Origin of the sequence: Mangrovitalea sediminis, from assembly GCF_002514725.1 — a bacterium.
In the GTDB taxonomy this organism is placed as follows: domain Bacteria; phylum Pseudomonadota; class Gammaproteobacteria; order Pseudomonadales; family Oleiphilaceae; genus Mangrovitalea; species Mangrovitalea sediminis.
The window spans coordinates 415,170-439,948 of sequence record NZ_NTLB01000006.1; the positions used below are offsets into that span (position 1 = coordinate 415,170).

21 protein-coding genes and 1 tRNA gene are annotated in these 24,779 nt (G+C 57.9%); 3 read left to right on the plus strand and 19 right to left on the minus strand.

Annotated features, from left to right (window positions below; translation table 11 throughout):
• Positions 1–16: 16 nt before the first annotated feature.
• The 4 genes from CLR77_RS16965 to uvrB form a co-directional block, all read right to left on the minus strand.
• Positions 17–436 (minus strand): hypothetical protein, encoded by a 420-nt coding sequence (locus tag CLR77_RS16965; RefSeq protein WP_097461867.1) that lies wholly within the window; start codon positions 434–436, stop codon positions 17–19.
• A gap of 26 nt (positions 437–462) precedes the next feature.
• Positions 463–711 carry a TIGR02647 family protein gene (locus CLR77_RS16970; RefSeq protein ID WP_097461868.1) on the minus strand — a complete coding sequence of 83 codons (249 nt, stop codon included), beginning with the start codon at positions 709–711 and terminating at the stop codon, positions 463–465.
• A gap of 45 nt (positions 712–756) precedes the next feature.
• Complete coding sequence (gene corA, locus CLR77_RS16975) at positions 757–1,833, minus strand: magnesium/cobalt transporter CorA (protein WP_097461869.1); 1,077 nt, start codon at positions 1,831–1,833, stop codon at positions 757–759.
• A 71-nt stretch (positions 1,834–1,904) separates the two neighbouring features.
• Complete coding sequence (gene uvrB / locus CLR77_RS16980; RefSeq protein WP_097461870.1) at positions 1,905–3,917, minus strand: excinuclease ABC subunit UvrB; 2,013 nt, start codon at positions 3,915–3,917, stop codon at positions 1,905–1,907.
• A gap of 195 nt (positions 3,918–4,112) precedes the next feature.
• Between uvrB and CLR77_RS16985 the strand changes: the two genes are divergently transcribed.
• From CLR77_RS16985 to CLR77_RS16995, 3 genes are all read left to right on the plus strand, one after another.
• Positions 4,113–5,303 (plus strand): pyridoxal phosphate-dependent aminotransferase, encoded by a 1,191-nt coding sequence (locus CLR77_RS16985; protein ID WP_097461871.1) that lies wholly within the window; start codon positions 4,113–4,115, stop codon positions 5,301–5,303.
• A 127-nt stretch (positions 5,304–5,430) separates the two neighbouring features.
• A tRNA-Asn gene (locus CLR77_RS16990) sits at positions 5,431–5,506 on the plus strand.
• A gap of 226 nt (positions 5,507–5,732) precedes the next feature.
• On the plus strand, positions 5,733–8,315 hold the full coding sequence (locus CLR77_RS16995) for a cation-translocating P-type ATPase (protein WP_097461872.1): 2,583 nt from the start codon (positions 5,733–5,735) through the stop codon (positions 8,313–8,315).
• 4 nt (positions 8,316–8,319) lie between these two features.
• Here CLR77_RS16995 and CLR77_RS17000 read toward each other — a convergent pair whose 3' ends face one another.
• From CLR77_RS17000 to purU, 15 genes are all read right to left on the minus strand, one after another.
• On the minus strand, positions 8,320–8,880 hold the full coding sequence (locus CLR77_RS17000) for an LOG family protein (protein ID WP_097461873.1): 561 nt from the start codon (positions 8,878–8,880) through the stop codon (positions 8,320–8,322).
• Positions 8,881–8,966: 86 nt separating this feature from the next.
• Positions 8,967–9,875, minus strand: coding sequence for an alpha/beta hydrolase (locus CLR77_RS17005; protein WP_097461874.1), 909 nt, complete (start codon positions 9,873–9,875; stop codon positions 8,967–8,969).
• A 13-nt stretch (positions 9,876–9,888) separates the two neighbouring features.
• Positions 9,889–10,080 carry a CPXCG motif-containing cysteine-rich protein gene (locus CLR77_RS17010; protein WP_198962801.1) on the minus strand — a complete coding sequence of 64 codons (192 nt, stop codon included), beginning with the start codon at positions 10,078–10,080 and terminating at the stop codon, positions 9,889–9,891.
• A 62-nt stretch (positions 10,081–10,142) separates the two neighbouring features.
• The gene (gene pyrF / locus CLR77_RS17015; RefSeq protein WP_406564967.1) at positions 10,143–10,847 is read right to left on the minus strand and encodes an orotidine-5'-phosphate decarboxylase; all 705 of its coding nucleotides are present in this window, start codon (positions 10,845–10,847) and stop codon (positions 10,143–10,145) included.
• On the minus strand, positions 10,844–12,013 hold the full coding sequence (gene lapB, locus CLR77_RS17020; protein WP_097461876.1) for a lipopolysaccharide assembly protein LapB: 1,170 nt from the start codon (positions 12,011–12,013) through the stop codon (positions 10,844–10,846). The genes pyrF and lapB overlap by 4 nt, the downstream gene beginning before the upstream one ends.
• Complete coding sequence (locus CLR77_RS17025; RefSeq protein ID WP_227519971.1) at positions 12,013–12,318, minus strand: lipopolysaccharide assembly protein LapA domain-containing protein; 306 nt, start codon at positions 12,316–12,318, stop codon at positions 12,013–12,015. The genes lapB and CLR77_RS17025 overlap by 1 nt, the downstream gene beginning before the upstream one ends.
• A 179-nt stretch (positions 12,319–12,497) precedes the next feature.
• On the minus strand, positions 12,498–12,812 hold the full coding sequence (locus CLR77_RS17030) for an integration host factor subunit beta (protein ID WP_264754705.1): 315 nt from the start codon (positions 12,810–12,812) through the stop codon (positions 12,498–12,500).
• 91 nt (positions 12,813–12,903) lie between these two features.
• Positions 12,904–14,595 carry a 30S ribosomal protein S1 gene (gene rpsA, locus CLR77_RS17035; protein ID WP_097461878.1) on the minus strand — a complete coding sequence of 564 codons (1,692 nt, stop codon included), beginning with the start codon at positions 14,593–14,595 and terminating at the stop codon, positions 12,904–12,906.
• A gap of 130 nt (positions 14,596–14,725) precedes the next feature.
• Positions 14,726–15,409 carry a (d)CMP kinase gene (gene cmk / locus CLR77_RS17040; RefSeq protein WP_097461879.1) on the minus strand — a complete coding sequence of 228 codons (684 nt, stop codon included), beginning with the start codon at positions 15,407–15,409 and terminating at the stop codon, positions 14,726–14,728.
• Positions 15,406–17,649: a bifunctional prephenate dehydrogenase/3-phosphoshikimate 1-carboxyvinyltransferase gene (locus tag CLR77_RS17045; protein WP_097461880.1), complete on the minus strand. Its 2,244-nt coding sequence runs from the start codon at positions 17,647–17,649 to the stop codon at positions 15,406–15,408. Before CLR77_RS17045 ends, cmk begins: the two co-directional genes overlap by 4 nt.
• A gap of 6 nt (positions 17,650–17,655) precedes the next feature.
• Positions 17,656–18,795 (minus strand): histidinol-phosphate transaminase, encoded by a 1,140-nt coding sequence (gene hisC / locus CLR77_RS17050; protein ID WP_097461881.1) that lies wholly within the window; start codon positions 18,793–18,795, stop codon positions 17,656–17,658.
• Between the two features lie 77 nt (positions 18,796–18,872).
• Positions 18,873–19,970 (minus strand): prephenate dehydratase, encoded by a 1,098-nt coding sequence (gene pheA, locus CLR77_RS17055; protein WP_097461882.1) that lies wholly within the window; start codon positions 19,968–19,970, stop codon positions 18,873–18,875.
• Position 19,971: 1 nt separating this feature from the next.
• Complete coding sequence (gene serC / locus CLR77_RS17060) at positions 19,972–21,051, minus strand: 3-phosphoserine/phosphohydroxythreonine transaminase (protein WP_097461883.1); 1,080 nt, start codon at positions 21,049–21,051, stop codon at positions 19,972–19,974.
• 76 nt (positions 21,052–21,127) lie between these two features.
• Complete coding sequence (gyrA, locus tag CLR77_RS17065) at positions 21,128–23,698, minus strand: DNA gyrase subunit A (protein WP_097461884.1); 2,571 nt, start codon at positions 23,696–23,698, stop codon at positions 21,128–21,130.
• 193 nt (positions 23,699–23,891) lie between these two features.
• A complete protein-coding gene (gene purU, locus CLR77_RS17070) occupies positions 23,892–24,746 on the minus strand; it encodes a formyltetrahydrofolate deformylase (protein ID WP_097461885.1) in 855 nt (284 codons plus the stop codon).
• Positions 24,747–24,779 lie beyond the last annotated feature (33 nt).

The window sequence follows — 24,779 nt, forward strand, 5'->3', positions numbered from 1 at the left end:
AGGATAGAGGGAGCGGTTATCCAACCCCTTCTCCATGGCGCCGCTTCATCTGCAGACCTCTTAGCGCGCCCCCCGCAAATCCCGCCAACGGACTGGAAAAGAGTATCAGCAAGCTGACGCTGCTGGCGCCCTCTGCCTGGGCGCCATGCATCAACGTATAGATCCCGATAATGATATAGAGAAACGATGAGAGCGCGCCGCTGAGCCATTCGCGACCTGGCGCCAGGAGGGCGGCGACGAATCCACCGAGAACCGGGGCCAGCCACCCAAGGCCGCACTGCAACACCAGCAGCACTGCACTCGATCCGATAGCCGCCTGAACGGCGTCGTTCAGGCGGTCCGGTGCTACCGTTTCAAGGTGGTGGGAAGCGATCACGTAGGACACCAGCGGCATCGACAGCAGGTTGCTGGCAACGATACCGGTCAGCGCCCCCATCAGAACACCTTTACCCGCTGAAGACCTCAGGGCTCAGTGCCTCCAGACGTCAGGATGGTGATCAGGGCCTGTGCATGCTCGGCGGCATCTTGTCCGAGCCCGGTGAGATACCCCCCATCCGGCTGGGTTATGAGCCCTTTTTCGAAAAGGCGTTGCGCTGCCGACACCGATGAGGGTTCGGCGGTAGAGTGGACTTTAAGGCCTTCCTGGGTATTGGCGGGATCGAACAACAGCAGCATGTGCAGTTCGTCTACCAGATCGGAAGATAGCATCATAGGGCAGCATCCTGTAAAAGGTCGGCAAAACGGGGCTATGCCCCGTCAAATCCAGCGCTGTCTGCGGAAGTACCACAACAGGCCGGCGGTAATCAGCAACATCAGGCCCCAAACCAGAGGATAGCCGTAATACCAATGTAATTCCGGCATCGCCCAGGGGCTCTTGTCGTTACTGAAATTCATCCCGTACACCCCAACGATAAAGGTCAACGGGATAAAGATGGTCGCAATAATGGTCAACACCCGCATAATATCGTTTGTGCGATTGCTGATACTGGAAAGGTAGACGTCCAGCATGCTGGTTGCCATGTCGCGAAAGGATTCCAGCAGATCCATGATCTGGATGCAGTGATCGTAGCAGTCTCTGAGATAAACGTGGGTATCTTCATGGATCACGCTATCCTCAAGGCGTAGCAAGGCGTTGATTACCTCCCGTTGCGGCCACAGCATTCGCCGCAGCAACAACAGCTCCCGCTTGACCCCATGAATCCAGGACAGGGTGCCCTGATCCGGCTTGACCAGCAGTTCCTCCTCAAGGTCCTCGATCTCGTCACCGAAGGCTTCCAACACCGGGAATGCCTCATCGATCACCAGATCCAGAAGCGCGTAGAGCAGATAATCCACACCCCGGCTACGAAGCCGCCCACTACCCGACAAGCGCAAACGCCTGCGCACCGGCTCGAACGGGTCGGTATCGCTGGGGCAGAAGCAGATGATGTAGTTGTCACCGACAAAGAAGCTCATCTGCTGGGTCCTGACGATGCGATCTCTATACACCGGCAGGGTCATGATCACGAACAACTGATCGCCAAAGGTATCGACCTTGGGACGTTGCCCGGTGTTGAGCACATCTTCCAGCGCCAGGTCATGGAGTTGAAACTGGGCCCCGAGACTTTTCAGCATCTCGGGGTCTGGTGTGCCATTGACCTGGATCCAGGTTCTCGATTCCCTGCCCAGAAACCGGCAACAGTCCGCCACACTGACCAGTTCCCGCTCTTCGAAGGTTTCGTCCGTATAGTCGATCAGACGAATGCTCAGGGGTTGATGGGCTGTCTCTGCCGGCACACTCAGGGTGCCGGGCGCGGTACCAGGCGGATGATAGCTCTTACCGAAGTACGCCATAGGGACAGATTTCTCCTTGTTATCTTGAACATGCAGAATACTGCAGGCCTGACATACTCCCGGCCCGGTGATCAACCTGCCCGCAAAGTCGCTTCCTTCAGGGCGATAATATCGTCACGCAATCGTGCCGCCTTCTCGAATTCGAGGTTGGAGGCGGCCTGATACATCTCGTCCTCCAGACGTTCGATATCCTTCAGCATCTCCTGCGGCGACCTCCCCTCGGTAACGACACCATAGCCGCTTGCGGGTTCCGCGACCCGCTGTTGCGCCCGCTCGGAGCGCCGGCGGCCCGGGATGGCCCCTTCCATGATATCCGTGACTTTCTTGACCAGCCCCGTTGGCGTAATGCCATGCTTGATATTGTGCTCCATCTGGCGAGCCCGGCGCCGTTCGGTTTCATCCAGGGCACGCTGCATGGAGCCGGTAATCTTGTCGCCATAAAGGATCGCCATCCCGTTGATATTACGGGCTGCCCGGCCGATGGTCTGGATCAGCGAACGCTCGGAGCGCAGGAAGCCTTCCTTGTCGGCATCGAGAATGGCCACCAGCGATACTTCGGGCATATCCAGGCCTTCCCGCAGCAGGTTGATACCGACCAGTACGTCGAACTCCCCCCGCCGCAGATCGCGAATAATTTCCACGCGCTCGACAGTATCGATATCGGAATGCAGGTAGCGCACACGGATGTTGTGCTCCTGCAGGAAGTCGGTGAGGTCTTCTGCCATCCGCTTGGTCAGGGTGGTCACCAAAACCCGTTCGTTGACCTCGACCCGTTTGTGGATTTCCGACAGCAAGTCGTCCACCTGGGTCGTTGCCGGGCGCACTTCGATCGTGGGATCGAGCAAACCGGTAGGCCGTACCACCTGCTCAACCACCTGCCCGGCATGTTCCGCCTCGTAGGGACCCGGCGTGGCCGACACAAAGATCATCTGCGGCGCAATGGCTTCCCATTCATCGAAGCGCATGGGACGGTTATCCAGTGCCGACGGCAGGCGGAAACCGTATTCCACCAGCGTTTCCTTACGCGAACGGTCACCCCGGTACATAGCACCGATCTGCGGGATGGTGACATGGGATTCGTCCACCACCAACAGGGCATCCGGCGGCAGGTAATCGAACAGCGTGGGCGGCGGTTCGCCCGGCTTACGGCCAGACAGGTAGCGGGAGTAGTTTTCGATGCCGTTGCAGTACCCCAGTTCCAGCATCATCTCCACATCGTAGCGGGTCCGCTCTTCCAGCCGCTGAGCCTCAACCAGTTTATTGTTGGCCCTGAGTGTTTCCAGCCGTTCCGCCAGCTCAGCCTTGATGTTTTCGGTCGCATCCAGAATCGTCTGGCGCGGAGTGACATAGTGGCTCTTGGGATAGATCGTCACCCGCGGCACACGCCGCGAAACCTCGCCGGTTAGCGGGTCAAAATGACTGAGGTTTTCGACTTCATCGTCGAACAGCTCGATGCGAATGGCTTCCCTATCCGATTCCGCCGGGAAAACGTCTATAACATCGCCACGAACGCGATAGGTCGCACGGTGCAACTCCACGTCATTTCGCGTGTACTGCAACTCAGCAAGACGCTTCAGGATAAAACGCTGATCGATCTGGTCGCCGCGGTCCAGGTGCAGCATCATCTTCAGGTAGGACTGGGGGTCACCCAGGCCGTAAATGGAGGAAACGGTCGCCACAATAATGGCATCGCGGCGTTCCAGCAGGGCCTTGGTCGCAGAGAGCCGCATCTGTTCTATGTGTTCATTGATGGACGCGTCCTTCTCGATGAAGGTATCCGACGAGGGCACATAGGCTTCCGGCTGGTAATAATCGTAATAGGAAACGAAATACTCCACCGCATTATCGGGGAAGAACTCCTTGAACTCCCCGTAAAGCTGCGCGGCCAGCGTCTTGTTATGGGCCATGACGATCGTCGGCCGCTGCATGGCCTGAATCACATTGGCAATGGTGAAGGTCTTACCGGACCCGGTCACCCCCAGCAGCGTTTGGTGGGCCAGGCCGGACTCCAGACCCTCGACCAGTTCGGCGATCGCCGTTGGCTGATCACCGGCGGGCGCGTACCCGGAATTCACCTTGAACATCGACGGTTCTACCTCTCGGAATCGGCGTTGGCGATTTATCCTCCTGTCAGCTCATCCTTTCGGCCAACAAGGAAGGACGATTACTTATCGCCCAAACTGCGTCATGGTAACATTGTCACGGTGGGACTGCCGCTGGAGCCGACCAGCGTTTTTCCTTCCACAATCACAGGCCTGCTACCATCAAGGAGCGCTAGTTTGGACGTTCAACTCTCGAATCGCGTACAACAGATCAAGCCTTCTCCCACCCTGGCAGTCACCAACAAGGCCGCCGAACTCCGGGCGGCGGGCAAGGATATTATCGGACTGGGCGCCGGCGAGCCCGATTTCGATACCCCTGAGCACATCAAGGACGCTGCGATTCAGGCCATTCGTAACGGTCAGACCAAGTATACGGCGGTCGATGGCACTCCGGCGCTGAAAAAGGCCATTATCGAAAAATTCCGCCGCGACAACGGGCTCAGCTACGAACCAAACCAGATTCTGGTGTCATCTGGGGGCAAACAGAGCTTCTTCAACCTCTCTCTGGCCCTGATCAATGCCGGCGATGAAGTCATTATTCCCGCGCCTTACTGGGTGTCTTACCCTGATATGGTACTGGTGGCCGAAGGAAAGCCCGTCATTATCGAGACCACCCAGGCGTCCCGTTTCAAGATTACAGCCGAGCAGTTGGAAGCGGCCATCACACCGAAAACGCGACTGGTCGTGCTCAATAGCCCCTCCAATCCGAGCGGCATGGCCTACTCGCTGGATGAGCTGAAAGCATTGGGCACCGTCCTGATGCGCCACCCTCATGTCATGGTGGCCACTGACGATATGTACGAACACATTCTCTGGACCGGCGAACCCTTTGCCAACATCCTGAATGCAACGCCGGAACTCTATGACCGGACCTTCGTCCTCAATGGCGTTTCCAAGGCTTATTCGATGACCGGCTGGCGTATCGGCTATGCGGCAGGCCCAGCCCGGGTCATTGGCGCCATGAAGAAAATCCAGTCCCAGAGTACTTCCAACCCCTGCTCGGTTTCCCAGGCGGCGGCGCAGGCGGCACTGGACGGTCCTCAGGAATGCGTCGGCGAAATGGTGAAGGCCTTCAGGAAGCGTCACGACTGGCTGGTCAATGCACTGAACGACCTGCCCGGTGTGTCCTGCGCAGCTGGCGACGGCACTTTCTATGTGTTCCCCAGTGTCCAGGCCGCTATCGAGGCAACCCCTGGCGTCAGCAATGACGTGGAAATGGCGGAATACCTGCTTGCGGAAGCTGGCGTCGCGGTGGTTCCCGGCTCTGCCTTCGGCACTCCTGGTCATGTGCGCCTGAGCTTCGCCACCAGCATGGAAAACCTGGAAAAAGCGATCGAGCGTATTGGCAAGGTGTTGAAAAGCGCCTGATTCAGCCGCCTGAGGCGCACAGTACAACCGTCTCCAAAACCCATTTTGGGGACGGTTTATAAAATGCAGTGCAACGTGTTGACGACACGTAAAAACCTCCGTAACATACGCGCCTCGTTAAAGATGTTCCCCGATAGCTCAGTTGGTAGAGCAACGGACTGTTAATCCGTGGGTCGCTGGTTCGAGCCCAGCTCGGGGAGCCACGAATTTCGAAAGCCGCTCTTTGTAGCGGCTTTTTTGTGTCCGCGAATACCCGAATCACTCTCGCAGACCATACCGGTTAAAAAATCTTCCTTCGTGACTGGTCAATGCCAAGTTCTATGATTGAACTCGCCGAAAGGCAATTTACCCAATCGTTGACCTCTCTCTACGTTTTGCCTCCAGTATCTGATCTATAAAAGACACATCACCTCAGCCAAGGCAGACTCCATGGAAAGCGCAGCGCCCTCCTCCGGCAACAAGCAGGGACTGTCCGCCGCAGAAGCGCAGGAAAAGTTACGTCGGCATGGCCCCAATGCTTTACCCGAACGCAGTCGCAAAAACTTGCTGGCGCTGCTCAGGGCCGTGCTTGTCGAGCCGATGTTATTGCTTTTACTCGCCTGCGGCCTGACCTATTGGCTGCTCGGCGAACCCCGGGAAGCGTGGGTATTGCTGGGTTTTGTCGTTGTCATCATCGCCATCACACTCTATCAGGAGCACAAATCCGAGCGCGCACTGGACGCCCTGCGTGACCTGTCGAGCCCTCGCGCCCTCGTGATCCGGGAGGGCGAACGTATTCGCATCCCTGGCCGGGAGGTGGTACCTGGCGACTGGATCGTTCTCGCCGAAGGAGACCGCATTCCCGCGGATGCCATTCTGCGGGATGCACGCCACCTGCGCATCGACGAGTCCCTGCTGACCGGAGAATCCATACCTGTCGACAAGTGGGTCGCTGCGGAAACAGCCGATACCGAGGCACTGACCGACCGCGTATTTTCCGGAACCCTGGTGGTCAGCGGGCAAGGTGTCGCGGAAGTCGAATTCACCGGCAGCGAAACCCGTTTCGGCCGCCTCGGGCTTTCCCTCGAAAGTATCCAAACCGGCGACAGCCCCCTGCGGCGTGAAATTCGCCATTTGGTCAAAACCACCGCGCTGATTGCCGTCGCTCTCAGCTTGCTGGTCAGCCTGGTAATGATCCTGGACAGAGGCGACGGCCTCGGCGGCATTCTGGCCGGCATCACACTGGCCATGGCCTTACTCCCGGAAGAATTCCCTCTGATCCTGACCATTTTCCTGGCACTGGGCGCCTGGCGTATGGCTCGCCGCCACGTGCTTACCCGGGATCTCGCCGCCATAGAGACATTGGGCGCCGCCACAGTGCTTTGTGTCGACAAAACCGGCACCCTGACCGAAAACCGCATGCGAGTAAACACGTTGGTGACTGCCGATGGTCGCCTCACAGCGCTGCGGGATGCCCCCTTGCCGGAATCCGTACATCGTCTGGTGGAATTCGCCATTCTGGCCACAAGGTCCGACCCGTTTGACCCCATGGAGCGCGCCATCCGTGCGCTCGGGCTGGAACAGTTCGTCGACGCCGAACATCTTCACAACGACTGGCAACTGGTTCGTCAATATCCCCTGACGGTAGACCTTCTGGCCATGACGCAGGTCTGGCAGGCCCGTGACAGCGACAGCCCGACTATCGCCGCCAAGGGTGCCCCGGAAGCCATCGCGGCACTCTGCCACCTGCCGCCGGACCAAATCGCTGCGATGGAGCAACAAGTCCAGGCCCTATCCGAACAGGGGCTCAGGGTACTTGGCGTTGCCGAGGCCGCCTTGACCCATGCCCAGGCGGAAAGCCGCCACCATGCAGCAACACCGCCCCCGACCAAACAACATGACTACGCCTTTCACTATCTCGGGCTGATCGGCTTGCAGGACCCGCTGCGCCCCAGCGTCGCTGGTGCCGTCACCGCCTGCCGCAATGCGGGCATCCGCCTGCTCATGATCACGGGCGACTATCCGGGGACGGCTTTGGCCATAGCCCGGGAAGCAGGTATGGATACCGGCACAGGCTGCCTGACTGGCCAGGAGATTCAGGCGCTGTCTGATAAGGAGCTTGGTGAGCGCCTGGCCAATACCCAGGTTGTGGCGCGGGTCCAGCCAGAGCAGAAACTACGGATCGTACGCCTGTTGCAGCAACGGGGAGAGGTCGTAGGAATGACCGGTGATGGCGTCAACGATGCGCCGGCGCTCAAGGCCGCCGACATTGGTATCGCCATGGGAGGCAGGGGAACCGATGTAGCCCGGGAGGCAGCGGACCTGGTCATCACCGACGATGACTTCGGTTCCATCCTGCAGGCCGTGCGCTTGGGACGCCGTATCTACGACAACCTGCAGAGGGCGCTGAATTACATCATTGCCGTCCACATCCCTATCGCCGGCCTATCCCTATTGCCCGTGCTGCTGGGCTGGCCACTGATCCTGCTCCCCGTACACATCGCCTTCCTGCAGCTGGTCATCGATCCAACCTGCTCGGTGGCCTTCGAGGCTGAAAAGGAAGCATCAGACCTCCTGCAACGAAAACCCCGCCCCAGGAAATCGGCACTGATCGATCGACGAAGCCTACTGTTAAGTCTGCTTCAGGGAATGCTGGTGCTTGGGGCGACCTTGCTGGCACTGATAGGTGCACGCCAACTCGGCGAGCCGAACGCCGTTGCGCGAACGCTGAGTTTCGTGACATTGGTAGCGGGAAACGTGGCCCTGATTCTGGTCAACCGCTCCCGTGCCGCCTCACTCCTGCACACCCTCCGCACGCCTAATCGCCCCCTTTGGATTGTGCTGACACTGACCACAGCGCTCCTCGTCCTGGCGCTTTGGTTACCGCCACTGACCGGATTGTTCGAATTTGGGCATGCCACGCCCCGGCAACTTCTACTCTGCATGGGTCTGGGTGTGGTAATTCTGGTGGTGGCAGAGAGCGTAAAGTGGTTATCGCAGCGGGCAGCCCGCAATGACCCGGGATACCGATAACGTCTTAGCCGCCCTTGCGTACCGGCGGCTGATAGGTTTCGAATGCTTTCAGCAGGATCTCGAGTTCCGACGAAATCACCAACATATCGCGGAAATGCGGCTGCAGAAAACCTTCGTCGACCATCTTATCGATGAATCGGCATAACTCATCGTAGTAGCCCGCCGCATTGAGTAATGCACAGGGCTTCCGGTGAAACCCCAACAATCCCCAGGTCCAGGATTCAAAGAGCTCCTCCAGTGTGCCGATGCCTCCCGGTAACGCTATAAACCCGTCCGAGAGTTCCGCCATCAATGCCTTTCGCTCATGCATATCGGCAACCACATGCAGCTCCGTTAGACCGCGGTGCGCTACCTCACGAGCCTCCAGCGCTTTGGGAATAACACCGATAACCGTGCCCCCCTCGGCGAGCGCTGCATCCGCAAGCGTACCCATCAAACCAACACGTCCGCCGCCGTAAACGATGCCGATCCCCCGCTGGGCGAGCGCCCGCCCAACTGCCGCCGTTCGCTCAACGTGCCCCGGATCGCGACCTTCGCTCGAACCGCAATAAATCGCCAGCTTCATCGATGCCTCCTCATCAGTACCACGAAACAGCCCACCAGTGTATTCCCCTCACCATGGCGATTTTACGACAGGTAAACATCTCGTCCTCAAACAGGTAACACACTGTCGAAAAACCGAAGCTGATCACCAACGGCCTGCTCGAAACCCGATCCGACATAGATGTCGAAATGTCCCATCCCCTCATAGCATTTCAACTGACAGCGCTCCCCCATACGCTTTGCCGTGGCGATGGCCGATCTCGCGGGTGCAACACTGTCGTTCATACACACCTGAACCAAGGCTGGACAGGTCACCTGATCCGCGTAGCGAATCGGGCGATAGGCCGCCAATACCAATGCCAGCCGCGCCGCCATTTCATTTCGCCAATGAGGCGGCGTAATCGCCCGATAGCCGGGCTCGGCATCCTGGCTGGACATGGCAGCAAGCTGTCCCGGTGCCGCGACCAGCGGGACATAGACCGGTCCCAGCCCGAAGAGCCCCAATAATTGATCGAGCAGACCCACACCACTTAGCCGCAGGATCTGGCTTATCCCGGCATAGCGGGCGACATTCATCACCGCTGCAAGCCCGTCCATCATCGGCCCCTGAGCCACAACGGCGGCAACACGCGCATCTTTCGCCGCCGCCACGACGACGTGCCCGCCGGAAAAGGACGACCCCCAGAGTGCAATTTTTTTCGGATCGACACCTTCGAGACCTCGCGCCGTATCGATCGCAGACTGCCAGTCCCGCAGTTGCCGGCGCACCGACAGAAGTTGCCGAGGCATCCCGTCGCTGCTACCGAAGTGCCGGTAATCAAACAGCAAGACCACATAACCGGCTTCAGCAAAGGCCTCGGCAAAGGGCTCCAGACCCGCATCACGGGTCCCACCCAATCCGTGCGCCATCACAATACAGGGGCGCACGCCTGCGACCATCTCCACCGGCTGATACAGCCAGGCCCTGCAGGTCACAGCATCACTGGGAAATTCGATATCTTTTCGCTGAAAGGACATGGCAGTGCGCTCCTCAGTCATCCTCACGTTGGGCGTCGACTTGGGCTATACCGGATTCGTCGATCTCAACCCGAAACTGGATTGGATGGCAGCAAACCTGGCAGTCTTCGATATAGGATTGGCTCGGTTCGGAGGGGTCCAGCAATACCTCGATCGTCTCCCAGCAATAGGGACACTGAACCCTGAAAGGCGTTAACAAGGACATGAACGCACCTCCTCTTCAGATCCTATGCTCGATGAGCCATCAGAGCGAAAATCCGTTGGCGCTCAGGCGGCGGCAATCTCCACCTGAATCTGTCGCAGTGCTTCCAGCGGGTCCTGCGCCTGGGTGATCGGTCGACCGATCACCAGGTAACTGCTGCCGGCGCGCAGGGCATCCGCAGGCGTCATAATACGTTTTTGATCATCTTTCGCAGCGAAGGCCGGACGGATACCCGGCGTTACAAGCGCGAAGTCATTCCCCAACTTGCGCCGCAATTCCGATGCTTCCTGGGCTGAACAGACAACCCCATCCAGTCCACAGTCCTGGGCAAGACGAGCAAGACGATCCACCTGCACCAGCGGTTCGCAATCGAGACCAATCTCCTGCAGATCCGCCTGCTCCAGACTGGTCAACACGGTCACAGCAATCAGCAGCGGCACAGGGCCGGAACGCTTGGCCAACACCTCCGCACAGGCTGTCATCATCCGCCGTCCACCGGAAGCATGCACATTGACCATCCAGACTCCCAGCTCGGCTGCCGCCGCCACCGCCCGTGCAGTGGTGTTCGGAATATCGTGGAATTTAAGATCAAGGAAGACATCGAACCCCAGCCCCTGCAACTGCTCGACCAATGCCGGCCCAAACAGCGTAAACATTTCCTTGCCCACCTTCAGGCGGCAGAGCGACGGGTCAAGTTGTCCGGCGAGCGCCAAAGCAGCCTCACGGGTCGGGTAATCCAATGCCACGATGACTTTGGGATCCAACATTATTCTCCTTCCACCCCTTGAATGGGTTGTACCGATTCCCAGGTCTTGCAACTAGGGCATAACCAATGCAACTGACGCCCGGAAAACCCACATTGCACACAGCGGTAAATCGGACGATTTTTCAAAAGTGTCTCACCCATTCGGCTCACCAGGCGACCTTCATCACTGGTCATGCCTTTTTCATAGCCGGCAAGTTCGATCAACCTCAGCAACGCCCTCAGGCTCGGTCGGCTTTCCAGCTCCTGACGCAAAAAGGCGATTGCCGGAGCGCGGCCTTCGGATCGCTCGAGGCAGTCGATATACGCCAGCAACAAGCTTGTACTGGGCCAGGCGTCATAAAGTTTGCGCAGCTTTCGCGCCAGACGTGCCTCGCTGCCCTCCTCACGGGCCATCCGAATCAAACGGTCGACGGCTTCCGGCCCAAAAGCGGGGTTCTGTTCGAAGACCTTCAATAAGGTGGCACGCGCCTCGCGAGGACGGTACTGACGGCGATGCAGTTCAGCCAGGAGCAATGTTGCGCGGACACAGGTCCGATCCTGTTCAAGCGCCTCCTTGAGAAGCTGGCGCGCCTGCCAGAAATCTTCCTGCTTGAGGGCCTCACTGGCAATTTCGCACGACAGGTAGGCGAGCTGCTTGGACAGGCGCTGGTCAGAGTCTCCCTTGGTGAGGGTACCGGCCACTTGCCGCGCCTTTTCCCATTCCCGCTCCTGCTGATAGAGCTCAATCAGCTGCCGGGCACTCTGCAGCGCATAGTCTTTGCTACCCATCAGCTGGTGAAACAGTGATTCGGCGCGATCCAGCAGGCCGGCCGCCAGATAATCCATCGCCAGTTCGTAGGTGACCTGGCTGGAGTAACGAACGGGTAATTCAGGTCGTGCCAGAAGGTTTTGATGAATCAGGATAGCGCGATCCACCTCCCCCTTATTGCGGAAATGGGCGCCAATGGAGAAATGCATACTGACGGTATCGCGATTGACCGGCAATCCTTGCACGAAGGATTCGATGGCCTCATCGGAATAATTGGTAAAGAGAAACTGCAGCCGTTCGCGGAGTTCAGATTCATCGCTGATTCGCGATGCCCCTCGCTTCCGATCCCCGCGCCAGCGCCCAAGCAGCCATCCGATGGCCACGGCAGCTGCCAGCAGCAGCCACTGCATGATCGTTTCCATCAGAGGACCTTGGTACGCTCACTCCGTTGAACATCCAACGCCCGTTCTGTCTTTTCAAGACGCCGGGCCAGTTGACGGCGAGCCACCGACTGGCGTACCGCCACTAACGATGTCAATGCCACACCGAGCACACCACCCAGCACGAAGGCCGAAATCAGCCATATGGCCACACCGAAAGCCGGAGTGCGGAAAACAAGAAAATTCAGAGAGACCTGGACCTGGTTATTCAGTGAAAACACCAGGGCAAAGAAAATCAGCAGAATTACAACGAGGCCGATAAGAAACTTACGCAAGCGGGCCAGCATTCAGTTCACTCCGCTCCAGGGTTGGCGGGTTCAGGTTGCGAGCCATAATAACACAGACGGCGCCAACTCCGACTGAAACAACCCGGTTTCCCCGGTTTCAGGTCGAACAAAGCCCGCAGCGAAGCTTTCGCTTCACGAGTCCATAGGAGCCACAAGACTGAGCGAGTCTCGCGATAGGATCAGTAGCCCTGCTTCAGGCTATCGTTGACCTCTTCGCGCAATTCTTTGCCCGGTTTGAAATGCGGCACATATTTAGCCGGCAACTGTACGGGCTCCCCTGTCTTCGGGTTACGGCCAGTACGGGGTGCCCGGTAATGCAGTGAAAAGCTGCCGAAACCGCGAATCTCGATACGTTGCCCTTCCGCCAGCGCTTGCGACATGTGCTCGATAACGGTTTTGACAGCCAGCTCGACATCCTTCACAGACAGCTGTGTCTGCTTGGATGCGATGATTTCTACGAGCTCAGACTTAGTCATCAGACCATTCCTTTTGATTCTTATCGGTCCTAGTTTAGTCAAAGCTGAAAAAAACACAAAAAAAACGGGCTGTTACAGCCCGTTTTTTTGTTCAGAAGCCTAACAAGGATTAATTCTTGCTAGCGCCCTGCTGCTGCATCTGCTCTTTGATCAGGTCACCGATAGTGGTGGGACCTGCAGTTTCTGCAGTCTTGTCACGCATATCGCGCATCACCTGCTTCTCATCGTCAACGTCCTTGGACTTGACTGACAGGTTGATGACGCGGTTCTTGCGATCGATGCTGATGATCTTGGCTTCGACTTCCTCGCCCTCATTCAGCACGTTACGCGCGTCTTCGATCTTGTCGCGGCTGATTTCAGACGCTTTCAGGATCGCTTCGACTTCTTCGTTCAGCGCAATAATCGCCTGCTTGGCATCGATAGACTTAACGGTGCCGCGCACGATAGTGCCCTTGTCGTTCAACTGAACGAATTCAGCGAACGGATCGCTTTCCAGTTGCTTGATACCCAGCGAGATACGCTCACGCTCGGGATCAACAGACAGGATGACGGTTTCGACTTCGTCGCCTTTCTTGTACTTGCGAACAGCTTCCTCACCCGTTTCGTTCCAGCTGATATCGGACAGGTGAACCAGACCGTCGATGCCGCCGTCCAGACCGATGAAGATACCGAAATCGGTGATCGACTTGATCTTACCGGCAATACGATCGCTCTTGTTGTAGTTCGCAGAGAACTCTTCCCACGGGTTCGGATGACACTGCTTGATACCCAGGGAGATACGACGACGCTCTTCGTCGATATCCAGAACCATCACATCCACATCGTCGCCAACCTGAACGACTTTCGACGGATGGATGTTCTTGTTGGTCCAGTCCATTTCAGACACGTGAACCAGACCTTCGACACCCTCTTCCAACTCGGCAAAGCAGCCGTAGTCGGTCAGATTCGTGACGCGTGCGGTGACTTTGGCACCTTCCGGATAACGCGCCTTGATATCGACCCAAGGATCTTCGCCCAGTTGCTTCAGACCCAGGGAAACACGGTTGCGCTCGCGGTCGAACTTGAGAACCTTAACCGTAATCTCATCGCCAACATTGACGATTTCGCTCGGATGCTTGATACGCTTCCAAGCCATGTCGGTGATGTGCAGCAGACCATCTACGCCACCCAGATCGACGAAAGCACCGTAATCGGTCAGGTTCTTGACGATACCCTTGATTTCCAGACCTTCGGTCAGAGTACCCAGCAGCGCTTCGCGCTCTGCACTGTTCTCGGCTTCCAGCACAGCACGGCGGGAAACCACGACATTGTTGCGCTTCTGATCGAGCTTGATAACCTTGAATTCAAGCTCTTTGTTCTCCAGGTGCGCCGTATCGCGAACCGGACGAACGTCAACCAGGGAACCCGGCAGGAACGCACGGATACCGTTCAGGTCGACAGTGAAGCCACCTTTGACTTTGCCGTTGATCACACCTTTGACAACTTCGTCCTTCTCGAAAGCCTTTTCCAGGTCTTTCCAGGCCTCAGCACGCTTGGCTTTTTCACGAGACAGACGTGTCTCACCGAAGCCATCCTCGACAGCATCGAGAGCCACATCGACGGTATCCCCTACTTTGAGGTTCAACTCGCCTTTCTCGTTCAGGAACTGAGAAAGGGGGATAACGCCTTCCGACTTCAGGCCCGCATTAACGGTAACCCAGTCGTGATCGATCTCAACCACAGTGCCTTGAACGATGGCACCCGGTTGCATATCAATTTCTTTCAGGCTCTCTTCAAAAAGTTCAGCAAAGCTCTCGCTCATTGTGTGTCCTATGTGATCAACGCAAATCACGCTCCGCACGCCAGCTCGCACGGTCAGTTTGTTCAAGCCCGGTTTCCGCCATGCTGGCTGAATCCACGGTCACTCGGGGCCAATGATAAAAAAGGCGCGGTCAGGCCTGGCCACTCGCGGCCATTACCTTCTCCAACACCTCGTCGATACTTAAACCAGTCGTATCAATAAGTTGCGCATCGATAGCTGGCTTCAGAGGCGCTGTTGAACGGTTCATATCCCGCTCGTCACGCGCCCTGATCTCCTCTAAAAGGGCATCAATATTAACATCGACGCCGGAGTCCAGCAACTGCCGATAGCGGCGCTGAGCACGCTCCTCAGCGCTCGCAGTAAGAAAAATCTTGCAGGAAGCCTCCGTAAAGACCACCGTGCCCATATCCCGGCCATCGGCCACAAGACCTGGCATCTGCTGAAAGTCGCGCTGCCGCTGCAAGAGGGCCTCGCGCACTTCAGGCAGAACCGCGACCTGCGACGCGTTCTCGCCGCAACGCTCTGTGCGCAGTTCCCGTGAAACGTCATCGCCCGCCAGAAGAACCCTGACCGGCTCGCCGGCCGGAGTGGGCTCGAACTGAACATCAAGCGCAGCCGCCACTGCCGCCAATGCTCGAGCATCCGTAAAATCAACCCCCTGGCGCTCAGCCGCCAGCGCCGTCAAACGGTAAAGGGCCCCGCTATCCAGCAAATGCCAACCCAGCCGCTGCGCCAACATCTGCGTGATGGTTCCCTTACCTGCACCGCTGGGACCATCAACCGCAATTACCGGCGCCGCCTTATTCTGCTTCATGACGCTTCCTCAACGGCAACCTGCAGCCCGACCTGCTGGGCCAACGCAACAAAGTTCGGGAATGAGGTTGCCACATTGGCACAGTCTCGAATCTCGATATCGCCTTGCGCACGCAAGGACGCCACAGCAAAGGCCATCGCAATACGGTGGTCACCATGACTGTCGACGACGCCGCCACCCAGGGTGGCGCCACCTTCGATCACGATGCCATCAGGACGGACATCCGTCTGTACGCCCAGCGCAGCCAGACCATCGGCCATCACCTGAATCCGGTCACTCTCCTTGACCCGCAATTCCTCAGCGCCGGACAACACCGTACGCCCTTCGGCACAGACCGCCGCAATGAACAGGACCGGAAATTCATCGATGGCCAATGGGACCTGATCGACAGGGATATCGATCCCCTTCAGTGCGCTATACCGCACCCGAAGGTCGGCAACAGGCTCGCCACCAGCTTCGCGCTCGTTCAACAATTCGATGTTGGCCCCCATCAGGCGCAGGATATTGATGATCCCGGTACGGGTGGGATTGATACCAACATGGCGCAAGATCAGGTCCGCACCCGGCGTAATCGAGGCAGCAACCAGGAAAAAGGCCGCCGAGGAGATGTCGGCAGGAATGTCGATATGTGCCGCCGTCAACTTACCGCCGCCAGTAACACAGGCCGTCGCAGGCTCCCGCTTCACAGCATAACCAAACCCTTGCAGCATTCTCTCCGTATGATCCCGGGTCGGAGCAGGTTCGGTAACGGAGGTTTCGCCTTGCGCATAAAGGCCGGCCAGCAACAGGCAGGATTTGACCTGGGCACTGGCCATCGGCATCGCGTAGTGAATACCGGTTAGCGTTTGACCACCCTGAATACGCAACGGCGGCCGGCCGCCTTCTGCGGTTTCTATGACGGCCCCCATCAGGCGCAGCGGTGCTGCCACCCGCTCCATCGGCCGACGGGAAAGGCTTTCGTCCCCCGTTAACTCCGTGTCGAACGCTTGCGCTGCAAGCAGCCCCGAGAACAAACGCATTGCCGTACCGGAGTTCCCCAGGTAGAGAGGCCCACGCGGCGGCTGCAGCCCGTGCATGCCAACGCCATGAATGCGCACGAATCCCTTTTCCGGCCCCTCGATAACAACACCCATGTCACGGAAGGCCTGCAGGGTCGCCAGGCTGTCCTCTCCTTCGAGGAAGCCTTCGATCTCCGTTACCCCCTCCGCCAACGCCCCCAGCATGATGGAACGATGGGAAATGGACTTGTCGCCCGGCACACGGATATCGCCCTGCACCTGGCCGCCCGGCCGAACCTTGAAAGTCACAGTTTTATTGGTCATGTTGATGACGTAAGCCTGTCCTGAAAGCATTTTCGAAAAGTGTTCCCGCGCCGCCTTGGCACGACTGAAGACCCGTAACAGCGTCTGGCCGTCACGATTGGCAATCGCCTGACGCAAACGGTCGAGATCGGCGGAAAAGTGGTCAAGCACACGCAGCACGGCATCTGCATTGGTGAGAAAAACATCGTGCCACATGACCGGATCGCTGGCTGCTATCCGGGTAAAATCGCGAAAACCTCCCGCCGCATAGCGGAAAATTTCCTTATTGTCGTCTTCTCCTGCCAGTGTATCCACCAGCGAAAAGGCAATCAGGTGCGGCACGTGACTGGTTGCCGCCAGCACTTCATCGTGATGCGCCACCGGCATTTCCAACACTTCGGCCCCACAAGCCTGCCAAAGCTGACGCAGTCGGGCCAGGCTATCCACATCACACGCCGGTCCCGGTGTCAGAATGGTTTTGTGTCGTTCGAACAGATCGGCCCGTGCCGCTGCAACGCCGCTACGTTCGGAACCGGCAATGGGATGCCCCGGGATAACTCGCGGCCCCAGACTGCCAAACACCCGCTGCACCGCCGCTACAAAGCTCCCCTTGGTGCTACCGACATCCGTCAGGACGGCATCCGGGGACAGTGACGACGCAATATCCCGCAGAACCGATTCCGTAGCGCGCACCGGCACTGCAATAACGACCAGATCGGCCCCCTTTACAGCATCCGCAGCAGATGCCGCAGCTTCGTCTATGACGCCGGACTGAAGCCCCAAGGAAAGCTCACTCGCACGAGCATCGGCCCCCACTACCTGACGAGCCAATCCATTTGAACGGATGGCCAACGCCAGAGAGCCGCCAATCAGGCCCAGCCCGATAACGGCGACTCGCTGAAAAAGAGGCTGACAACTCACAACATCGGCTCGCTTCACACCCGCTCAGGTATGTTCCAGGCGCTCAAGAACACGCCCCAGCGCTTCGAGGAAGCGTCGATTCTCTTCCGGCAGGCCGATAGACACTCGCAAATGATTGGGCATGCCGTAGCCACCTACCGGCCGGACGATAACACCTTCCTGCAGCAGGCCCTGATAGACCGGCATAGCCTCGCGACCGACATCGACGGCAATGAAGTTGCCCTTGGACGGGATGAATGACAGGCCCAACGCCTTGAAGCCAGTCTCCAACTGCTGCATCCCCTTCCGGTTCGTTTCACGGGAACGCTGGAGGTATTCCTCATCGTCAAGCACTGCCGATGCCGCAGCCAGCCCTAATGCGCTGACATTGAACGGCTGGCGCACCCGATTGAGGATATCAGCCACTTCGGGTGAAGAGATTGCATAACCCACCCGCAACGCCGCCAGCCCCCAGGCCTTGGAAAAGGTGCGGGTAACCACCAGATTCGGATGGCGCCCAACCCACTGCAGCCCGTCGGGAAAATCCGGATCTTCAATGTACTCGCCGTAAGCCTCGTCCAGAACCACAATCACACCTGCCGGAACCGCGTTCAAAAAGCGATCAAGGGCGTCGCGACTAATAGCGGTACCGGTCGGGTTGTTGGGGTTCGCGACAAAAACCACGCGCGTCTTATCGTTGATCGCGGCCGCCATCGCCTCGAGATCGTGCCCCCAATCCTTAGCGGGTACGGGAACATGCGTCGCCCCGATAGCCTGGGTGGCAATCGCATAAACAGCAAAGGCATGCTGGGAATAGACGACTTCCGCACTGCTGTCTGCGAAGGCTCGCGTCACCAGCTCCAGGATATCATTGGAACCATTGCCCAACGTTACCTGCGCGGGATCGACGCCCAGACGTAATGAAAGCTTCTGCTTCAGCTCATAACCATTACCGTCGGGATAACGACACAGTTCTGGCAATTCGGCCTGAATGGCGGCCAAGGCCTTGGCACTGGGGCCCAGTGGATTCTCATTGCTGGCCAGCTTGATGATGGTGGCCGGATCCAGGCCAAGCTCACGTGCCAGCTCGTCGATAGGCTTACCCGGCTGATAGGGTTGCAGTCCCTGCACACCGCGAACGGCCGATACCGGATTACTGCCACCTTTATTATTATCGTTACTCATTGCCACCTCTCACGCTTACAGTCCGCAGGGCGCCCCACGCTAAAAAACGCCGCGTCCCCATATCACGATACCCTGAATCAAAGCACGCCGACAGGATAGGAGCCCAGGTATTTCAGCTCCACCGCCTCTTTATCGATATCCCTTAAAACCCGCTGCACCCCCTCCTCTTCGAAGTGTCCCTCGAAGTCGATATAGAAGACGTAAGCCCAGGTACCGCTGGGCGACGGACGGGTTTCGATGCGAGTCAGGCTGATTTCATGACGATGGAAGGGCTCCAGCACATGGTAAAGCGCGCCGGGCCGATTACGCATGGAGACGAGGATGGACGACTTATCCTGGCCGCTGGGCGTGACGGCCTCACGACCGACAATCAGGAAACGGGTCGTATTGTCAGGACGGTCCTCGATATTGCGGGAAATCCGGGTCAAGCCATAGATTTCAGCAGCCATGTCACCCGCGATCGCTGCCGCCCCCTCCTCCGCTGCCGCTCGACGGGCCGCCTCAGCATTGCTGCTGACCGCGATCCGCTCCACCTGGCGCCAGTGGCTATCCAGCCATTGGCGACACTGCGCAAAGGACTGCTGATGAGAATAGATGCGTTCGATGGCTTCCGGCTTGGTGCCGGCCTTTGCCAGCAGATGATGATGAATCCGCAACTGCACTTCACCACAGATCTTCAGCGGTGACGACATGAACATGTCGAGTGTATGGTTGATCATCCCCTCCGTGGAATTCTCGACCGGCACCACACCGTAGTGGGCGGCGCCGGACTCCACCTCCCGAAAGACCTCGTCGATAGAGCCCAGCGGCACGCTGATCACAGAATGCCCGAAATGCTTCAGCGCAGCGGCCTGGGTAAAGGTGCCTTCGGGGCCCAGGAAAGCAATGTGCATGGGACGCTCGAGCGCCAGGCAGGCCGACATGATTTCGCGGAACAGTCGGGCCATTTCCTCGCTGGCCAAAGGCCCCGGATTCTGCTCCTTGATACGCCGCAACACCTGTGCCTCACGCTCAGGACGGTAGAAAAACACATCCTCGTCCGGGCGTGCCGCCATTTTGACGTGGGCCACTTCCTGTGCACAGCGAGCACGAGCGCTGATCAGGTCCATCAGTTGACGGTCGATGCTATCGATCTGCTCGCGCAGTTGCCCCAAGCGGGTCTGCTCGTCACTCATGTCAGGCCTGTTCCTTTTCGAATTCCTTCATGAAATCGATCAGGGCATCCACTCCGGCTTCCGGCATCGCGTTATATATACTGGCGCGCATGCCACCGACCGAACGATGCCCTTTCAGGTTGATCAATCCGCGCGCTTCCGCCTGCTGCAGGAAGGGCTTATTGAGGGCATCATCCGCCAGGGTAAAGGGCACATTCATCCAGGAGCGGAAACGTGGCTCAATCGGGTTTGCATAGAAATCACTGTCATCGATCGCCTGATACAGCTTATCCGCCTTGGACCGGTTGATCGCCTCCATGGCGCTCAAACCGCCCTGCTTCTTGAGCCACTTGAAAATCAGGCCGGACAGGTACCAGGCAAAGGTTGGCGGCGTGTTGAACATGGACTCGTTTTCCGCCGCCACCTCGTAATTCATCATGGTTGGCGTTTCCGGGCGTGCCCGTCCCAACAAATCACGGCGCACGATCACCAGCGTCAGACCGGAAGGTCCGATGTTCTTCTGGGCACCGGCATAAATCAGCCCAAAACGGGAAACATCTATCGGACGCGACAGGATCGAGGATGACATATCCGCAACCAGGGGAACCGACGATTTCGGTATGAAATCGAACTCCAGTCCACCGATGGTTTCGTTGGGGGTGTAATGCAGGTAAGCCGCCTGAGGGTCCTGGGACCAGGTATCCTGGTCTGGCACAGCGGTAAAACCGGAGGCTTCCGCGCTGGCAGCCACATTCACCTGGCCGTAGCGGCGCGCTTCCGCAATCGCCTTCTTCGACCAGATGCCGGTATTGATATAGTCGGCGGAGGTTTTGTCGCCCAGCAGATTGAGCGGCACCATCGAGAACTGACTGCTGGCACCGCCCTGCAGGAACAGGACAGCATAGTCGCTGGAGACCCCCAACAGATCACGCAGATCACGCTCGGCCTCGCTCGCAATGCCGACGAACTCATCGCTACGATGGCTCATCTCCATTACTGACAGTCCTTTGCCCTGCCAGTCGAGCAACTCTGACTGCGCCTGGCGCAGCACTTCTTCCGGCAGCACTGCCGGACCCGCACAAAAGTTGTATGCTCTGCTCATCTCGATCCAGCCCTATTAAGACTCCGATACCCTATCCGACAGCGATGACTGTAGGTCAACGTATCCACCGAGACCGTTATGGGGCCTCGGCGTCCTCCGCTCCCTCTTCGCCGTCACCGCTCTCGACGATCCGCTCAACGCCTACCAGCTTCTCGTCTTCCTGACTCAGCTTGATCAGGCGCACGCCCTGGGTGTTCCGGCTGAGCAGGGACACCTCTTCCGTACGCGTCCGCACCAGCGTGCCCTTATCGGTAATAAGCATCATCTCATCGCCTTCGAGCACTTGCAGCGCCGTTACCAGGCGCCCGTTACGGTCGGAACATTGCATGGCAATAACGCCCTGGCTGCCACGGCCGTATGTCGGGAATTCTTCCAGCAATGTACGCTTGCCATAGCCCTTTTCACTAGCCGTCAGCACCATGCCTTCCGGTTCGGGAATGATCAGCGAGACCACGTTATGCCCTTCCGGCAGACGAATACCGCGAACACCGCGCGCCGTTCGGCCCATGGGACGCACTTCCGCCTCTTTGAAACGCACGGCTTTACCGGCACTGGACACCAGCATGATGTCCACATCGCCAGTGGTAATAGCGGCACCAATCAGCGTATCGCCTTCATCCAGGGACAACGCGATCAAGCCATTACTACGCGGCCGCGAGAAATTCGGCAGCGGCGTTTTCTTCACGGTACCGTCGGCAGTTGCCATGAAGACAAAATGATCTTCCGGGTAATCGCTGACCGGCAGGAAGGCGGTAATCCGCTCCCCATCCTCCAGTGGCAGGATATTGACCATAGGGCGTCCACGTGCCGTCCGGCTGGCCTGCGGGATCTCGAACACCCGTAACCAATAGACCTTGCCGCGACTGGTGAAACACAGGATGGTGTCGTGGGAGTTTGCAACCAGCAGCTTCTCGATGAAGTCTTCTTCCTTCATTGTGGTCGCAGCCTTACCGCGACCGCCACGACGCTGAGCCTGATAAGCCTCGATCGGCTGGGTCTTGGCATAGCCGCCGTGCGAAATCGTGACGACCAAGTCCTCTTCCGGAATCAGGTCAGCGACAGTCAGGTCACGACGGGAGCTCATGATTTCGGTACGACGATCGTCGCCATACTCGTCACGCACGTCGCGCAACTCGGTCCGGATCACTTCCAGCAGGCGCTCCGGATTACTGAGAATTTCGATCAGACCGGCGATCTTAACCAGGATTTCCTGATATTCCGCCAGCAGCTTCTCGGTTTCCAGACCTGTCAGACGGTGCAAGCGCAAGTCCAGAATGGCCTGGGCCTGCTCGGGGGACAGGTGATATTTGCCGTCGCGCAGGCCGTATATTTCCGGCAGATCATCCGGGCGGCATGCATCCTCACCGGCCCGCTCCAGCATAGAGGTGACATTACCCGGTTCCCAGGCAGCGGCGATCAGTCGCTCTTTCGCCTCCGACGCGCTGGGAGAGGCCTTGATCAGCTCTATTACCGGATCGATATTGGCCAGGGCAACCGTTAAGCCTTCAAGGATATGCCCACGCTCGCGCGCCTTGCGCAATTCAAAAATCGTCCTCCGGGTCACTACTTCCCGGCGATGGCGCACGAAGGCCTCGAGCATCTGCTTGATATTCAGCGTACGTGGCTCGCCGTCTACCAGCGACACCATGTTAATGCCGAAAACCGTTTCCAGCTGGGTCTGAGCAAACAGGTTGTTTATCACCACATCCGGGTTTTCGCCACGACGCAGTTCGATAACGACGCGAATCCCTTCCTTGTTGGATTCGTCACGCAGCTCGGAAATCCCTTCCAGTTTTTTCTCTTTCACCAACTCCGCGATCTTCTCGATCAAACGGGCCTTGTTCAACTGATAAGGCAACTCGGTGATGATAATGGCGTCACGACCGGTCTTCTTGTCGTGCTCGATTTCATGCCGCGCGCGGATGTAGATGCGGCCACGTCCGGTCCGGTAGGCTTCGACGATACCGGCCCGGCCATTAATGATGCCGTAAGTGGGGAAGTCCGGCCCTGGAATAATTTCCATCAGGTCGTCGACGGAGGTATCGGGCTCGTCGATCAAAGCCAGGCAGCCGTCAATGACTTCACGCAGGTTATGGGGCGGGATGTTGGTGGCCATGCCCACGGCAATACCGGAGGAACCGTTGACCAGCAGATTCGGCACCCGAGTCGGCATAACCTCGGGAATCTGCTCGGTACCATCGTAGTTGGGAACGAAGTCGACGGTTTCCTTATCCAGGTCCGCCAGCAGCGAGTGGGCAATCTTGTTCATGCGCACTTCGGTGTAACGCATGGCGGCTGCACTGTCGCCGTCGATAGAGCCGAAGTTACCCTGGCCATCGATCAGTGGATAACGCAGAGAGAACGACTGCGCCATACGAACGATGGTGTCATAGACAGCGGAGTCGCCATGCGGGTGGTATTTACCGATGACGTCACCCACGACACGGGCCGACTTCTTGTACGCCTTGTTCCAGTCATTGCCCAGTTCGGACATGGCGAAAAGGACCCGGCGATGAACCGGCTTCAGGCCGTCGCGCACATCCGGCAATGCCCGCCCGACAATAACGCTCATGGCGTAATCGAGATAGGACTGCTTGAGTTCTTCTTCAATATTTACGGGCAGGATCTCTTTGGCTAACTCACCCATCGAGAATGGTTCCTTTGCGTTTGCTGGAAGTCGTGGTTTTTATTCGGTTTTTCAGTCTCGGAAGGCAGTGCTCGTCCGGCTGATCATAAGAGCGAGATCATACCACAATCGGGCACTCCATGGGGGAGTGATTGTTGCCGGCGAGACAGGACAGCGCACCCCAGGCTCAACTGGGGCCCGCTGCCGCATGGGATCAGGAAAAAACGACCGTCTTGTTCTCATGGATAATGACGCGGTCCTCCACGTGGTAGCGCAAACCCCGCGCCAACACGCTTTTCTCCACGTCTTTACCCAGACGCACCATATCTTCGATGGCATCGCTATGACTGACCCTGATCACATCCTGATCAATAATCGGCCCCTCATCGAGATCCTGGGTCACATAGTGGCAGGTCGCCCCAATCAGCTTCACGCCACGACTGTAAGCCTGATGGTAGGGTTTCGCTCCTGCGAAGGACGGCAGGAAACTGTGGTGGATATTGATCACCTTGCCGGCATAACGGTCACAAAGATCGCCCGGCAGAATTTGCATATAGCGGGCCAGCACGATCACATCGGCCCGATACGTCTCGAACAGGGCGCCGATTTCAGCAAAAGCCTCGACCTTGTTGTCCTTGGACACAGGAATATGGTGATAGGGAATGTCATGCCACTCCACCATGCGGCGCAAGTCGTCATGATTGGAGATCACGGCAGCGATCTCCGCATCCAGCTCCTTGCTCTGCCAGCGGTGCAGGAGATCGGCTAGACAGTGGGACTCCTTGCTGCACAGCAGGACAACCCGCTTGGGCTGCGCAGAATCCGCAATCTGCCACTTCATATCGAATTCGCGGGCAATTGGCTCGAAGGCGATACGAAAATGTTCCGGGCCAAACGGCAGAGAGCTGGCTTTGATTTCGTAGCGCATGTAAAACCAGCCGGCCTGGTTGTCAGAGTGATGACTCGCCTCGACAATCCAACCATTGTATGTCGCCAGAAAATTACTGACCTTGGCTACGATGCCCACCCTATCGGGGCAGGACATCACCAGACGATAGGTGTGTTCCATAAAGCGCCATTCTTATCAGGGGCAAAAAAACCG

Coding starts and splice junctions, on each gene's coding strand:
- serC (WP_097461883.1), bottom strand. CDS start 21,051: ATGAGCAGAGCATACAACTTTTGTGCGGGTCCGGCAGTGCTGCCGGAA.
- pheA (WP_097461882.1), bottom strand. CDS start 19,970: ATGAGTGACGAGCAGACCCGCTTGGGGCAACTGCGCGAGCAGATCGAT.
- uvrB (WP_097461870.1), bottom strand. CDS start 3,917: ATGTTCAAGGTGAATTCCGGGTACGCGCCCGCCGGTGATCAGCCAACG.
- cmk (WP_097461879.1), bottom strand. CDS start 15,409: ATGAAGCAGAATAAGGCGGCGCCGGTAATTGCGGTTGATGGTCCCAGC.
- rpsA (WP_097461878.1), bottom strand. CDS start 14,595: ATGAGCGAGAGCTTTGCTGAACTTTTTGAAGAGAGCCTGAAAGAAATT.
- purU (WP_097461885.1), bottom strand. CDS start 24,746: ATGGAACACACCTATCGTCTGGTGATGTCCTGCCCCGATAGGGTGGGC.
- corA (WP_097461869.1), bottom strand. CDS start 1,833: ATGGCGTACTTCGGTAAGAGCTATCATCCGCCTGGTACCGCGCCCGGC.
- CLR77_RS16965 (WP_097461867.1), bottom strand. CDS start 436: ATGGGGGCGCTGACCGGTATCGTTGCCAGCAACCTGCTGTCGATGCCG.
- CLR77_RS17010 (WP_198962801.1), bottom strand. CDS start 10,080: ATGTCCTTGTTAACGCCTTTCAGGGTTCAGTGTCCCTATTGCTGGGAG.
- CLR77_RS16970 (WP_097461868.1), bottom strand. CDS start 711: ATGATGCTATCTTCCGATCTGGTAGACGAACTGCACATGCTGCTGTTG.
- CLR77_RS16995 (WP_097461872.1), top strand. CDS start 5,733: ATGGAAAGCGCAGCGCCCTCCTCCGGCAACAAGCAGGGACTGTCCGCC.
- CLR77_RS17000 (WP_097461873.1), bottom strand. CDS start 8,880: ATGAAGCTGGCGATTTATTGCGGTTCGAGCGAAGGTCGCGATCCGGGG.
- CLR77_RS17025 (WP_227519971.1), bottom strand. CDS start 12,318: ATGCTGGCCCGCTTGCGTAAGTTTCTTATCGGCCTCGTTGTAATTCTG.
- hisC (WP_097461881.1), bottom strand. CDS start 18,795: ATGAGTAACGATAATAATAAAGGTGGCAGTAATCCGGTATCGGCCGTT.
- lapB (WP_097461876.1), bottom strand. CDS start 12,013: ATGGAAACGATCATGCAGTGGCTGCTGCTGGCAGCTGCCGTGGCCATC.
- CLR77_RS17005 (WP_097461874.1), bottom strand. CDS start 9,875: ATGTCCTTTCAGCGAAAAGATATCGAATTTCCCAGTGATGCTGTGACC.
- gyrA (WP_097461884.1), bottom strand. CDS start 23,698: ATGGGTGAGTTAGCCAAAGAGATCCTGCCCGTAAATATTGAAGAAGAA.